14 protein-coding genes are annotated in these 14,465 nt (G+C 34.5%); 3 read left to right on the top strand and 11 right to left on the bottom strand.

Translation table 11 applies throughout. The features are described from left to right. Window positions 1-217: 217 nt before the first annotated feature. Together FNW52_RS06710 and FNW52_RS06715 are read right to left on the bottom strand one after the other, a co-directional pair. Window positions 218-1,399: an aspartate aminotransferase family protein gene (locus tag FNW52_RS06710; RefSeq protein ID WP_143376690.1), complete on the bottom strand. Its 1,182-nt coding sequence runs from the start codon at window positions 1,397-1,399 to the stop codon at window positions 218-220. A 178-nt stretch (window positions 1,400-1,577) separates the two neighbouring features. Beyond that, the gene (locus FNW52_RS06715) at window positions 1,578-3,209 is read right to left on the bottom strand and encodes an OstA-like protein (RefSeq protein ID WP_143376691.1); all 1,632 of its coding nucleotides are present in this window, start codon (window positions 3,207-3,209) and stop codon (window positions 1,578-1,580) included. A 506-nt stretch (window positions 3,210-3,715) separates the two neighbouring features. Here FNW52_RS06715 and FNW52_RS06720 point away from each other — a divergent pair. Continuing rightward, window positions 3,716-5,596 carry an alpha-amylase family glycosyl hydrolase gene (locus FNW52_RS06720; RefSeq protein WP_143376692.1) on the top strand — a complete coding sequence of 627 codons (1,881 nt, stop codon included), beginning with the start codon at window positions 3,716-3,718 and terminating at the stop codon, window positions 5,594-5,596. 59 nt (window positions 5,597-5,655) lie between these two features. Here the strand turns inward: FNW52_RS06720 and FNW52_RS06725 are convergent, their stop codons facing one another. From FNW52_RS06725 to rsfS, 7 genes are all read right to left on the bottom strand, one after another. Beyond that, window positions 5,656-6,435 (bottom strand): superoxide dismutase, encoded by a 780-nt coding sequence (locus FNW52_RS06725; protein ID WP_143376693.1) that lies wholly within the window; start codon window positions 6,433-6,435, stop codon window positions 5,656-5,658. Window positions 6,436-6,532: 97 nt separating this feature from the next. Next, entirely contained in the window at window positions 6,533-6,799 is a 267-nt protein-coding gene (locus FNW52_RS06730) for an acyl-CoA-binding protein (RefSeq protein ID WP_143376694.1), read from the bottom strand. Beyond that, the gene (locus FNW52_RS06735) at window positions 6,799-7,455 is read right to left on the bottom strand and encodes a phosphatidylserine decarboxylase family protein (protein ID WP_143376695.1); all 657 of its coding nucleotides are present in this window, start codon (window positions 7,453-7,455) and stop codon (window positions 6,799-6,801) included. The genes FNW52_RS06730 and FNW52_RS06735 overlap by 1 nt, the downstream gene beginning before the upstream one ends. Beyond that, a complete protein-coding gene (locus tag FNW52_RS06740) occupies window positions 7,445-8,296 on the bottom strand; it encodes a phosphatidate cytidylyltransferase (protein ID WP_143376696.1) in 852 nt (283 codons plus the stop codon). Before FNW52_RS06740 ends, FNW52_RS06735 begins: the two co-directional genes overlap by 11 nt. A 1-nt stretch (window position 8,297) precedes the next feature. After that, a complete protein-coding gene (locus tag FNW52_RS06745) occupies window positions 8,298-8,900 on the bottom strand; it encodes a lactate utilization protein B/C (RefSeq protein WP_143376697.1) in 603 nt (200 codons plus the stop codon). Window positions 8,901-9,010: 110 nt separating this feature from the next. After that, complete coding sequence (gene ftsH / locus FNW52_RS06750; RefSeq protein ID WP_143376698.1) at window positions 9,011-10,933, bottom strand: ATP-dependent zinc metalloprotease FtsH; 1,923 nt, start codon at window positions 10,931-10,933, stop codon at window positions 9,011-9,013. Between the two features lie 15 nt (window positions 10,934-10,948). Then, window positions 10,949-11,320 (bottom strand): ribosome silencing factor, encoded by a 372-nt coding sequence (gene rsfS, locus FNW52_RS06755; protein WP_143376699.1) that lies wholly within the window; start codon window positions 11,318-11,320, stop codon window positions 10,949-10,951. Between the two features lie 95 nt (window positions 11,321-11,415). On the opposite strand from rsfS, the gene FNW52_RS06760 reads away from it, so the two are divergent. Beyond that, on the top strand, window positions 11,416-12,144 hold the full coding sequence (locus tag FNW52_RS06760) for a biotin--[acetyl-CoA-carboxylase] ligase (RefSeq protein ID WP_143376700.1): 729 nt from the start codon (window positions 11,416-11,418) through the stop codon (window positions 12,142-12,144). 151 nt (window positions 12,145-12,295) lie between these two features. Here FNW52_RS06760 and FNW52_RS06765 read toward each other — a convergent pair whose 3' ends face one another. Both FNW52_RS06765 and pyrE read right to left on the bottom strand, forming a co-directional pair. Further along, window positions 12,296-12,688, bottom strand: coding sequence for an SRPBCC family protein (locus tag FNW52_RS06765; RefSeq protein WP_143376701.1), 393 nt, complete (start codon window positions 12,686-12,688; stop codon window positions 12,296-12,298). Window positions 12,689-12,781: 93 nt separating this feature from the next. Then, complete coding sequence (gene pyrE, locus FNW52_RS06770; RefSeq protein WP_143376702.1) at window positions 12,782-13,423, bottom strand: orotate phosphoribosyltransferase; 642 nt, start codon at window positions 13,421-13,423, stop codon at window positions 12,782-12,784. A gap of 7 nt (window positions 13,424-13,430) precedes the next feature. Between pyrE and FNW52_RS06775 the strand changes: the two genes are divergently transcribed. Then, complete coding sequence (locus FNW52_RS06775) at window positions 13,431-14,042, top strand: NUDIX hydrolase (protein WP_143376703.1); 612 nt, start codon at window positions 13,431-13,433, stop codon at window positions 14,040-14,042. Window positions 14,043-14,465: the final 423 nt, after the last annotated feature.

Raw genomic sequence — 14,465 nt, forward strand, 5'->3', positions numbered from 1 at the left:
AATAGGAAATCGAACTGTTGTTGTGAGGAAGAATTTTAATTATTGTGAACAATTTAATTAACAAGATTTCAAGATTAATGGCGATGGCGATCTCAATGGCAATAGCAATATCAATATCAATATCAAATTTACAAAATCTTTATTCTAAAATCTATGTTCTATATTCTTTATTCTATGTTCTAAAAAATCTAAAATCGTTAATCATCAATCAAAAATCTTAAATCTTAACTTCATTCATTACTTCGAGAATTATAGTGCACCCTTCTCTGATTTCTTCGTCAGAAATGGTAAGGGGTGGTGTAATTCGGATAGCGCATCCCTCAAAGAGTAACCAAAATAAAATGAGACCTCTGTCTTGACATTTTAGGATTACTTCATTGGTAATATCCGCACTCGCTGTCATTGCAGCAAGCATTAATCCTTTGCCTCTTATTTCTTGTATCAAAGGATGTACCAAAAGCGATCTAAAGAGCTTTTCTTTCTCTAAAGCGTCTGCCATTAAGTTGGTTTCAGTTAATTCTTTCAAAGTTGCCAAGCAAGCTGACGCAATGACAGGGTGTCCCCCAAAAGTGGTAATGTGTCCTAGCTTTGGGTTTTCGCTCAATAAATCCATCATGGCAGCTGAAGCGGTAAAGGCTCCCACGGGCATTCCGCCACCCATTCCTTTTCCCATTACGACTATATCTGGCACAACATCATAGTTTTGAAAACCAAAAAGAGTACCCGTTCTTCCAAAACCCGGTTGGATTTCGTCGAGTATCATCATGGCTCCTACTTCGGTACAACGAGCTCTTACTTTTTTGAGGAAATCATTATGGGGTTCAATAAATCCAGCCCCACCTTGAATGGTTTCGAGAATGATTCCGGCAGTTTTGGTGGTTATTTTCTCTAAATCGGCTTCGTTGTTGAAGGTTATAAAATCGACATCAGGAATTAAAGGACGGAAGACTTGTTTGCGTTCCTCAAATCCCATGACGCTCATCGATCCCATAGTGTTGCCGTGGTAGGCATTGTGACACGAAATTAACTGGCTTCTTCCCGTAGTTCTTCTGGCTAGTTTCAAAGCACCTTCTATAGCTTCGGTACCCGAATTGACCAAATAGGTTTTGTCTAAAGGAGCGGGCAGGAGCGAGGCCATAAGTTTGCAATACTCAACGGCAGGACTTTGGGAATATTCGCCATAAACCATTACGTGTGAATACTTGTCTAATTGATCCTTGATGGCATCATTGACCCTTTTGTTTTGATGCCCAAGTGTACAAGCCGAAACACCAGCCACAAAATCTAAATATTTTTTGTTATTAGTATCGAAAATATAGGAACCTATTGCATGCGAAACTTCCATACCCAATGGATAAGGAGAGGTTTGTGCTTGGTATTTTATGAAATCGGGATTCACTTTTTTAAGAGTTTAAAGGTTTAAAAGTTTAGGGGTTTAGAAGTTTAAAAGTTTAAAAGTTTAAAAGAGTTTAAAGTTTAGGAGTTTAAAAGTTTAGTTGTGAGAACTGAAAACTGCTTTCAAAGTCTCGAGACTGAAAACTGAAAACTGCGACTGAAAACTGCAATCTGAAAACTGATCACTTCTTCCGACTCTTCTTGTCATAATTCAATGTTTCCTTTCGAATTTTCATTGGAGTCTCTTTTTTTGCTTTGTCTTTCACGGTTGCTGCAGCGACTTTGAGTTCTTCGGCATTTTCTTCTTCGCTAAAAATATCGTCTTTAGATTTTATCCTTTCGTCTCCACGCCAATTGAGTCCCCGAAGGGTTCTTGCGTTTTCGGGTAAATCTTTTTCGGGATAGATGTCTCCATCTACTTGCTTGAAAAAAGTGATGGTTTCTACCGCATTTTTGTCAAAAATAATATTGATCTTGCTGCTGACATTTTTATTGATCCCGATGAGTTCTTTGGCGTCATTTCGCATATAATAAATCACTTCGGTGTTTTTTATGATGTCAACATCATGGAGTTTTCCGTCTTGAAATTTTCCAAATAGATTTTGCCCCTTGACTTGATTAAAACCGGTTCCAAGAGTGTCTTTCGAGACGAGAAAAGTATTGTTTAGCACTTTGAGCGAATCCAATTTTTGAGTGTTATTATCTCCTATAAGATGCATCACATCTCCGGTAATTTGGTTGTCGCCATTCCAGAGTATTGGATTTCCGATCAATTTTGTCAATGCTGTTTTAGAACGAGAATGTATCGAATCACATTTTCCGCTCATGTCAATTTTAAAAAAACGTACGTTATTATAAGCGCGAATGATGCGGTCTCCTTCTTTACCAGTAACCATAAGTTTTTTACCATGAATATATACCGAGTCATTCTCTACAAAGTTTACCGCCACGGCTCTTTTAGTAACAAACATCGAATCTTTCTTTTTGTACAATTCGGCATAATGACCTCGTATAACCCCACGGTTGACAGAATCGGTAATTTTTACATTTCGCGTAGCCGACGCAAATTCCTTATTTCGATCATAATACAAACTATCTCCTTTTATAATCCGGTCATCATATTTGATGTAGGATTTGTTAAGAAAATGCGCCAGATTTTTTTTAGTGTCATAAAAGCCTTTTTCGGTATAGATATAATTGGCCTTACTGGTAATGGTGGATGGCCCAAAAAGATAGGAATGCCCAGAATTACTGTAATAATCCAAATGATTGGACTTGATTTCGTAAGTTTTATTGGTAAGGGTAACCGCTGTTAAGAACTGGAATTTCTTTTGCGCTACATAATACCTACCCGATTTGCTTTTTAAGGTATTGTCTTTGTTGATAATAGTTCCTTGAGTATTATAAAAAACTTCCTGTGTGTTTCGGTCAAAATTGATGGTGTCTGTCGCCAAAGTTGCATCTGGGGAGCTCATAACGGCATCGCCAGTAGCAAATGCTTTTTTTAATTGCCCGCTATATTCAGCGTATTTACTGTTCAGGAATAAAGTGTCGCCTTGAACCAATTGCACATTTCCAAAAGCTTTTAGGTAGTTTTCCTTTTGAAAAAAATACGCTCTATTACAAGTAAGAACGACACCATCATGGCTTACACGTACATTTCCCGTTAGTAAAAGGGCATCTGGGACTTTGAGTTGATCGACATCTGCAAAATCAGAATGTTCAATATTTATTTTTTTAGGAGCTTGTGCCAAAATAATATGGGCGCAAAAGAATACTAAAGTATAGGTTATGAAATTTAAAGATTTCTTCAATGGATTTAATTTTTGGTAAATTTATGAAAAAGGAGTCAATCCTTATATATATTAGGATTTATTTATAATTAATGCGAATTAAGGGTTCGAATGTGCCGTTAGGCACTAAATATTGGTAGAAAAACAATTTCATCCGCTTTTTTGTCCCCTTAGGGACTAAACAATCATTTTTCGTATCTAAATTATGTGAAAATGTATAGTACCTACGGGACATTGTGCTTATTGCAAATGTAATTCACTACTAATATTTAGTGCCTAACGGCACAAAGAAAGAGATTTTTAACGCTGGATTCACATAATTAGAGTTGGTGTGTAAAATTTGAAAGATTGAGAATTTAAGTTATAAACATTGTCTCGTACTATCTCGTTATAGTGCCATTTTTGGTCTAAAAAGGGTTTGAAAGAATTGTTTTTTCTAAACTATTTTTCAAAAAAAGATTAAATTTATAAACTGATAATTGAAATTAAATATTAAAAATGGTTTCAATTTTTTAAAATAAATTAATATGCTAAAGAAAACAACCTTTGTGGCAGGAATGAGTATATTGCTTATGGCAATTGCCTGTAAAACTAAAGATGTAAAAATGAACTCAGAAAAGAAAGTAACCGTTTCCGAAAAAAAGGAAGTAGTGTATCAGGTTTTTACTCGATTGTTTGGAAATAAAAACACCACCAATAAACCTTGGGGAACCATTGAAGAAAATGGAGTGGGGAAATTCAATGATTTTACTGCAAAAGCATTGCATGAAATTAAAGATTTAGGAGTTACTTACGTTTGGTACACAGGTGTTCCTCATCATGCAGTGGTACGAGATTATACAGTCATAGGAGTTTCTTATGATGATCCCGAAGTGGTCAAAGGAAGAGCGGGTTCTCCTTATGCGGTAAAAGATTATTATAATGTAAATCCAGATTTGGCTGTACATCCAGAGAAACGTTTAGAAGAATTCGAAGCGCTTATAAAAAGAACGCATGAAGCCAATTTGAAGGTCATTATTGATATTGTTCCCAATCATATTGCCCGTAAATACGAAGGGAAAAGCAATCCTAAAGGCGTGAGAGATTTTGGTGCCGATGATGATGTTACGGTAGAATACAAAAGAGATAATAATTTTTATTACATACCCAATACACCTTTTCAGTTGCCAGGTGGGGATTCACCTTTAAACGGGGAAGCTCATCCACTTATTGATGGTAAATTTGACGAAAACCCAGCAAAATGGACGGGTAACGGTTCGCGTTTGGCAAAACCAGATAAAAACGATTGGTATGAAACGGTCAAAGTAAATTACGGAATTCGTCCTGATGGCTTAAAGGACTTTCCAGAATTGCCGGCTGGCTATGATAAATTATCGAATAAAGAACATTATGCCTTTTGGAAAGACAAAAGTGTGCCTAGCTCTTGGATTAAATTCAGAGATATTGCCTTGTATTGGACAGCCAAAGGCGTTGATGGTTTTCGATATGATATGGCCGAAATGGTTCCTTACGAGTTTTGGAGTTATATGAACTCAGCCATAAAAAATGCTAATCCCGATGCTTTCTTAATGGCCGAAGTGTACAATCCGAAAGAATACCGCAATTACATTCATTTGGGTAAAATGGATTATTTATATGATAAAGTGGAAACCTATGATAAACTGAAAGATGTTATTCAAGGGAAAACACCTCCCGATGGATTGTCTTATATTCAAAAAGGATTAGCCGATATTGATGTCCACATGTTGAAGTTTTTAGACAATCATGACGAACAACGATTGGCAAGTCCAGAATTTGCAGGATCGCCAGAAAAAGGCAAACCTATGATGGTAGTTTCAACTATGATAAGCTCGGCTCCAATTATGGTTTATTTTGGTCAAGAAGTAGGGGAGGCAGGAAATGAAAACGGAGGTTTCGGGACACATTCCAGAACATCTATTTTTGATTACGTTGGTGTGCCAAATCATCAAAGATGGATGAACGACGGTGCGTTTGATGGAGGTAAATTATCGCAAAGCGAAAAAGATTTACGTGGTTTTTATAAAAGATTATTGAATTTGGCTGCAAAAAGTTCGGCAGTAATGGGGCAATTTCAAGATCTTCAAGAAGTAAACCGTCAAGCGGGTCTTGGGTATGATCCCAACCATGTGTATTCTTTTGTTCGCTGGTCGGATACTCAAAGATTAATTGTGCTTACTAATTTTTCATCAGAATCCACAAATACTTTTGAATTGAAAATCCCTGCCGATATTATTGGTAAATGGAAGTTAAAAGACGGAAGTTACACTGTAAAAGACCAATTATATGGAAAAAGTACAATCCAATTACAAGTTGTTAATGGCGAAGGTAAAGCATCAATTACTATTGCTCCTTTAGAATCTTTTATTTATCAATGTAGGTTTGATTGATTGGATTCAATTTACAAAAAAAGCTGATACTTAAACGGTATCAGCTTTTTTAGTATTATCTATTTCTTAAAAGTGGCTTGGTAATTTTCGTTAACGACTTCCCAGTTGATATGATTGAAAAAGGCATCAATATAATTTTTCTTTTTGTATTGAAAATCTATAAAATAGGCATGCTCCCAAAGATCAATTCCTAAAATAGGCGTTCCGTGAAATCCAACAACAGGCACATTTGGCATTAATGGATTGTCTTGATTTTGGGTTGTAGTCAATTGAAGTACACCAGTTTTATCAACGACTAACCAAAGCCATCCTGAACCAAATTGTTTGGTTGCTGTTTCTTTAAAAGTGGTTTTAAAATTAGAAAAAGAACCGAAATTTTTTGCTATTGTTCCAGCTAAAGTATCTTTTGGTTCTGCATCGCTTTTTGCAGTCATACATTTAAAGTATAAACCATGATTATAATAACCACCCGCATTATTTCGTATCAGAGGGTCGTTTATGTCTAGTTTTTTTAAAACTTCCTCAATAGTTAGATTTTCAAGTTCGGTGCCTAGAACCGCTTTGTTTAAATTATTGGTGTAATTTAAATAATGTTTCCCGTAATGAGACTCTAATGTAATTGCCGAAAAATCGGGAGCCAAAGCATCATAAGCAAAGGGCAGTTTTTCTAGTTGAAAAGACCCCTCACTGGCTTTTGCATCATTTGGACTTCCTAATGTTACTTTTTCTTGTACCGATGGTAGCGGCACTTCAACAACTTCTGTCAATTTTTTTTCATTGCAAGAAATTAAGACAGAAACGAAGAGTAAGCCTGATAATAGAAAAGTGTTTTTTTTCATGTGTAGATTACATTTGTTCTTTATAGGAACATGGTATCGCCATTCTTCATTTTAATTTGTGATTTTGAATCATGGCGATTTCATGTGAGTATTACAGTTACTTTGATAGCGAATGTATTAATTCAATATATTGTTCTTTGGCTTCGTCTTGAGTAAGGTGGCTAATTTGAATCCAAGCATTTGTTTTAAAAGCATTTCTTAAATCGGCATTCTCTGAAATATTGAATATAGTTTTGTCAAATGTAGCGTGCTTGTAATAGGCATAAAGACGTAGTTGTACATCTTGGGGTAAGGATGCTTGCGTCATATGCGAAGCTGTTTCAACGGCTTCTTGAAATTGTATATCTAAATCTTTTTCAATCATTAAGATTTTATTGCAATTATAGTTTTTCCTCCTATTGCTTTTTGATTTAGTACAACATTAATCGGTGTTCCTAAAGGTAAAAATACATCTACTCTAGAACCAAATTTAATGAAACCGGCATCTGTTCCTTGTACCACTTGCATTCCTTCTTGGGCGTAGTTTACAATTCTTCGTGCCAATGCTCCAGCAATTTGACGATACAATATAGCACCGAAAGTTTTGTTCTCGATTACTACGGTTGTTCTTTCATTTTCTTCGCTTGCTTTTGGATGCCAAGCTACCAAAAACTTACCTGGATGGTATTTGCTGAATTTTACAAGTCCACTTAATCCATAGCGGGTAACATGAACATTTATAGGCGACATGAAAATAGATACCTGAATTCTTTTGTCTTTAAAATATTCGCTTTCGTAAACTTCTTCAATCACAACAACTTTTCCATCGACTGGAGCGATGATGTGATTTTCATTTATTTCTACGGTACGTTTTGGATTTCTGAAAAACTGTAAAACGGTAATCAATAGCAAAAATGCAATAACTTGAATTGACTTTGTTAGCCAGAAATTATCAATAATAAAATAGTCTGACAATAACAAAGCCGTTGCTGTAAAAGCAATAGCTAATAAAATACTTGGGGTTCCTTCTTTATGAAACATAATTTAAAATTTGATAAAATAAAAATATTATTGGTGCTACAAAGATAACACTATCTAGCCTATCTAGGACACCTCCATGACCGGGCATTATCTTTCCGCTGTCTTTTTTTCCTGCAATTCTTTTGAATTTTGATTCTACTAAATCGCCAATTGTGCCAAAAACGCCAACAATAAAGGCTATTATGAACCAGATGTATATGTTTTTCTCTGGAATTTTAAGGAAATATTTTGAAATAAAATAACTGGCAATTATGGAAAAAATGATTCCTCCAATGAAACCTTCGATTGTTTTTTTAGGAGAAATTCTTTCAAATAATTTATGCTTACCTATCGATTTCCCTACTAAATACGCAAAAGTATCGTTTGTCCAAATCAATATAAAGATACTAATCAGAATGTTTGGGTTGTAGCCTTTTATTCCAAAAGGTATTTTCGTGATTATAATAAAAGGTAGAATAATATACCCAATTAAATAGGCAAACTTTGAAAAAGAATCTATTTTGAGGTTTTTGTCGTCGTATAAAAAAACAACACACTTCAATGAAACAATGAGTGTCAAGAAAAGTACAACTAAGTCAAACGTATTGTTATAACGTAAAAGATAAAAAACACCATCTGTTTTTGTGGCAATAGCTATTTTATAAAAAAACAAATAGACCAAGTTGGCAATTACAATGGGGGCAATTTTATTGAGTCGCGATAAATTGCAAAACTCAATAACAGCAATAAGTAGAAAAACACCAAATAGAATAAAAAAACTTTCTATTGAGTATTCTATGGAGGATATTAAAAGGATAATGTAAATGGCTCCAGATATAGACCTTTTTAGTGTTTCGTTCATTTTAAAGATCTTCTAATAACAATAAGTAAAGATTTTTGGCAGAACTTCCATATTGAGTAAAATCTTCTTCTTTTGCCTTCTCGAAATATTTTATTGTTGTGATATTGGTAGGGTATTCGGTTAAGTATTTTCTTCGAATAGCACTAAGGCCATCACTTTTACCTTCAATAATTTGGCTAGTTTTTGCCAAAATTATAATATTAGACGGCAATTCGTTTGGTTTTTTTTGTTTGATTTGGTTAGAAGAGAATAGTATAGACCCTTCTTCGGCTACCAGATTCTCACAAGTTGACAATAAAAATTGTGGATTCTGTGATGAACCATAAGTAAGTTTGTTTTCGTCTAGCAAATAGTAAAGTTTAGGCTCGTAGCATAAAACTTCACTTTCAAACCAATCATTTTCTGCTAATATGTTTTCAAATTGCTCATTTACTTCATTTAAATTTTCACAATATAGAAATTTACCTCCATTTCTTTTAAAATTATAGATAAACTGTTCGTCTAAAGGGGAATTAATATCTGGAGTTGGTTTGTTACTATTATCTCCTTTTCCCTCATTGGAGGCAGGATTATTAGTGCCAAAAAATTTACTAAAAAGACTCATATAGTGTTAATCTACGTTTTGTATTAGCTGAAAACGTTCAAAGATAAAAAAATCTTAATTCAAAACGAGGTTTTGAATTAAGATTTTGAATTTTTATATTATTGGAGGAATTAAGAGACTACTTCACCAAGGTTTTTGTCAAATGTTCTTTTTCCAAAAATGGCTTCTAAATCATCTTTAAAGATTACTTCTTTCTCAATTAAGATAGAAGCAAGTTGATCTAGCTTGTCTTTGTTTTCTTCTAATATGGTAATCGCTCTTTGGTATTGGCTTTCGATAAGATCAGAGATTTCTTTGTCAATTATCTTGGCGGTATCCTCGGAATACGGTTTTGCAAAGCTATATTCACTTTGTCCAGTTGAATCATAATAGGTGACATTACCTATTTTTTCATTCAAACCATAGACCGTTACCATAGCACGAGCTTGTTTGGTTACTTTTTCTAAATCACTAAGTGCTCCAGTAGATATTCTGTCAAATGTTACTTTTTCGGCAGCTCTACCACCCATTGTAGCACACATTTCGTCTAGCATCTGATCTGTACGAACAATTAATCGTTCTTCTGGCAAATACCAAGCAGCACCAAGACTTTGACCACGAGGAACTATGGTTACCTTGATCAATGGGGCAGCGTGTTCCAGCATCCAGCTTACCGTTGCGTGTCCAGCTTCGTGAATAGCGATGGCTCTTTTTTCTTCGGGAGTGACGATTTTGTTTTTCTTTTCAAGACCACCTACAATTCTATCTACAGCATCTAGGAAATCTTGTTTGTCAACAGCTTCTTTGTTATATCTAGCAGCAATTAATGCAGCTTCATTACAAACATTGGCAATGTCTGCTCCAGAAAAACCTGGAGTTTGTTTCGCTAAAAAGTCGGTATCCAGTCCTTCTACTTTTTTCAAAGGTGCAAGGTGTACTTGGAAAATTTCGGCTCTTTCGCGAATATCTGGTAAGTCAACAAATATTTGTCTGTCAAAACGTCCCGCACGCATTAATGCTTTATCCAATACATCTGCTCTGTTTGTAGCAGCCAGTACAATTACGTTAGAGTTAGTGCCAAAACCATCCATCTCAGTAAGAAGTTGGTTCAAGGTGTTTTCTCTTTCGTCGTTTCCGCCAGACATATTGCTTTTTCCTCTAGCTCTACCTACAGCATCAATTTCATCAATGAAGATAATGGCTGGAGATTTTTCTTTGGCTTGTTTGAATAAATCACGTACACGTGAGGCACCCACACCCACAAACATTTCAACAAAATCGGAACCTGATAATGAGAAGAAAGGAACTTGAGCTTCACCAGCCACAGCTTTGGCTAATAATGTTTTTCCAGTTCCTGGAGGTCCTACAAGTAGCGCTCCTTTTGGAATTTTCCCTCCCAGATTGGTGTATTTTTCAGGGTTTTTTAAGAATTCTACAATTTCTTGTATTTCTTCTTTTGCACCTTCTAAACCAGCAACATCTTTAAAAGTTGTTTTGATATCTGTTTTTTCGTCAAAAAGTTTAGCTTTGGATTTTCCAATATTGAAGATTTGACCTCCACCAGCTCCACCACCAGACATTTTTCGCATAATAAAAATCCATACCCCAATAATGATAATGATTGGTAATAGGCTAACAAAAATGTCGGTCCAATTGCTTTTAGGTAAGAAATTAAAATCTTTTAATTTTCCTTCCGCTACCGCTTTTTCTAATTTGGTTTGGAATATTTGATCGTTTCCAATGTCAAAAGAATAATGAGGCCCTTTGTTGGGTCTGTCCAAAACGTCTTTGGCTACTTTTTTGTGTGCAGGGTCTTTTAAAGCTTCTGCATTCAAGAATACTTCGGCCTCTGTTTTATTGTATACAATTACTTTCTCGATCTGCCCTTTTTCTAAATAGGAATTAAACTTAGAAGATGTTAACTGAGAAGGTTCTTGAAAGTTTGACCCACCAGTAACAAAGCTTATGAATAAGAATATTAAAAGAATTGCAGTATAAATTAACCAAGGACTTACTTTAAATTTATTCGAATTTGGATTATTATCTTTAGCCATTAGAAGGTTGTTTCTTTAGTATTTGTTTTCGATTTTAGTGATTTTTGCATCTCCCCAAAGGCTTTCGATGTTGTAATATTCACGAATGTGTTTTTGAAATACATGAACTACAATATGAACATAATCCATAAGAACCCATTCTGCAACATCAGAACCTTCTACGTGCCAAGGTTTGTCTTTTAAATCTTTGGAAACTGTTTTTTGGATGGAGTTAACAATAGCATTTACTTGAGTATTTGAGTTACCATTGCATACTATAAAATAGTCACAAACAGCAGTGTCTATTTCCCTTAAATCTAGAATATCAATATCACTTCCTTTTACTTCTTCTATCCCTTTAATGATATTCGCTAATAAAGCATCATTGTTTATAATCTTTTTCGTCATTTATTTTTTTATATAAGTTTGTAAAGTTACCATTTTTTGTGATTATTTTTGAACCTTAACATAATATTAAATTATGTTTTACAAAAAATAGATACATGAAGCTAATCAAACTCGATGCCATAGATTCAACAAATGAGTTCCTAAAAGGATTGTCAAACAAACAAGAGGTGCAGAATTTTACTGTAGTTACTGCAGAAACTCAGTTAAAAGGGAAGGGGCAAATGGGAGCGAAATGGGATTCTGAGTCTGGTAAAAATCTCATTATGAGTGTTTTGGTTTCGAGTTTTTTGTTTGAAATTGAAGATGTTTTTAATCTCAATGTAGTAGTTTCACTGGCGGTAATTAACGTTTTAGAATCGTATAACATTCCTGAATTAAGTATAAAATGGCCTAACGACATTATGTCAGCTAATAAAAAAATAGGTGGCATATTGATTGAAAACAGCATAAAAGGTGACGGAACAATTACATCGGTAGTGGGTTTAGGTTTAAATATTAATCAAATTCAATTTGAAAATTTGCCTAGAGCTTCTTCTTTGGCGGTTATTTGCAACTCCAATTTTGATAAAGAAGAGATTCTTTTTAAAATTGTAACCAAATTGGAAGAAATGGTTCCGCTTTATAATGAAAAAGCAGTTTCTATTTGGGAGGACTATTCTGAAAAGTTATTCAAAATAGGTGTTCCAACTGCTTTTTCGGATGAGAATAATCAAAATTTTATGGGGATTATTTCTGGGGTTTCATCCATTGGAAAACTGAAAATTCAATTGGAAGATGACAGTACTTGCGAATATAATCTCAAGGAAGTCCAAATGTTGTATTAATATTTTTTACAAAAGGTTTAGAAAAAGTTAGCCACGAATTACACGAATTAGCACTAATTTCTTTAAATTAAAAAAAGAAAAATTCTTGCTAATTCGTGTAATTCGTGGCGAAAAACTTTTACCCACATAATGCATGGTAAAACCTTATATTTTATAGTTTAGCCATATTGTTAGCCAAAGTTTCAATGAATTTGCTAATTGGTCCTTTGATCATCATTGCCATCATGGCATTGAATTCGCCTTCGAAATCCAATTTTACAGCACTAGAACTGTCTGAAACCGAATCAATATTGGCCACTAAAGTAAAAGGAAGCTTGTCGCTTGCAGCTCCCAAAACAATTTTGTTTGGTGCTACTTTCTCTTTCATTTTTAATTTTATTTCGGGCATCCCTTTTAATCCAAATATAAAAGCATCGTCGCCAATTACTTCAAATTTTGCAATGTTATCGGGCATTAATTTTTCGAAATTTTTTACATCACTTAATAAATCAAATAATTCTTGACTTGATTTTTCAACTGTAACTTTTGTACTTTCTAAGTTCATGTTTTGTTTTATTTAAACCTCAATGTGGCTATTTATTTAATATCAATGGCAATGTCAATGGCAACTTCAATTGCAAAATTCTAAATTCTAAAATCAAACTCCCCAAGTAGATGGACTCACGTTCCATTCTCTCAAAGTTTGTTCTTCTTCTTCGGTAATGTATTTTTTAGCAACGGCTAGATTCAATAAGTTTTGGTAATTGCTTAATGTATATAAATCTATATTCGCTTTTTTGAAATTTTGGTCGGCAACATCAAATCCATAAGTAAATATGGCGGCCATCCCTTTTATGTTTGCTCCAGCTGCTTTCAAGCCTTCTACGGCTAGCAAACTACTGTTTCCAGTACTGATTAAATCTTCTATAATTACAACGTTTTGTCCTTTCTGTAAAAAACCTTCTACTTGATTTTGACGACCATGTTTTTTGGGTTCTGGTCGTACATAAACAAAAGGTAATCCTAAACTCTCGGCAACTAGCATTCCAATTCCAATTGCTCCAGTGGCTACACCAGCAATTACATCTGGCTTACCAAATTGTTTCTCAATGTTTTTAGAAAATTCATCTCGAACATAATTTCTTATGGCTGGAAATGAGAGGATTAAACGATTATCGCAATATATAGGCGATTTCCATCCGGAAGCCCATGTAAAAGGATTTCCTGGATTCAATTTAATTGCATTTATTTGCAAAAGCAATTCGGCTGTTTTTTCGGCAGTATCTTTATTAAAAATCATAATACAAATGTATAAAGTTTTTGTTAACGACAAACCACTTTTTTTGACAAATCAAATCTCTAAGGAGACCGATTTTCAATTGTTTTTGCTTGAAAGTATTGATATTAAGCAAATTATAATAAAAATGTTTCAAAATAAAATTCAAAAAGCATATCTCTATCATCCAGATGAAAGCGTGATTATGAAAACTTTGAAAGCGAAAATTCCTGTTAATAAGGCAGGAGGCGGTTTGGTCTATAATAAAAACGGAGAAGTTTTATTTATTTTCAGAAACGGAAAATGGGATTTGCCTAAAGGTGGTATCGAAAAAGGCGAATTAATTGAGGCTACGGCAATGCGCGAAGTGGAGGAAGAAACAGGTGTTGGTGGATTAACCATTGGTAAAAAGCTTCAAAAAACGTATCATGTTTTTAAACGCAACGGAAATTATAAGTTAAAAATTACCCATTGGTTTGAGATGCAATCTTCTTTTGAAGGGGTTCCGCAAGGACAACTGGAAGAAGGCATAGAAAAAGTAGCCTGGCTTAAACCAAGCGAAATTCCAGTTGCATTGCAAAATTCATACGAAAATATTAAACTTTTGTTTGAAGAAGAAAAATGGGTGGGGCAAAAGCATTAAAAAAGGCGCTTAATTCTACAAATAACAGCATTGTAATTAGGGCGTGACCCTCCGTAAAAACTACGGGTCGGGCTTTCCGTTCCCGCTTTTTTTTATTCGGTGCCTTCGACAAGCATTCGACTGAGCTCACGCCGAAGTCTCAGGCAACGAATAAAAAAAGAGCTCCACTTCAATCCCTCACGCAGACCAACTACCATGAAACAAAATTACGGTAATCTAAATGTTGTTTATTTTAGAATATAGCCAAAAAAGGTAACACGAGTTGCACTAATTTTTTCTACCCTTGACAAAATTGCAAAATAATAATACATCAAAAATCTAACTAACTTTTTTGACTAGTGTAAATCAGTGTTTTCAAAAAAAGAAATAAAACCGGTTTTATTAACATTTATGCCGACTTTAGACGGAATTCGTAAAATTTTC

It is taken from the genome of Flavobacterium sp. ZT3R18, assembly GCF_007097385.1.
Classification (GTDB): Bacteria; Bacteroidota; Bacteroidia; order Flavobacteriales; family Flavobacteriaceae; genus Flavobacterium.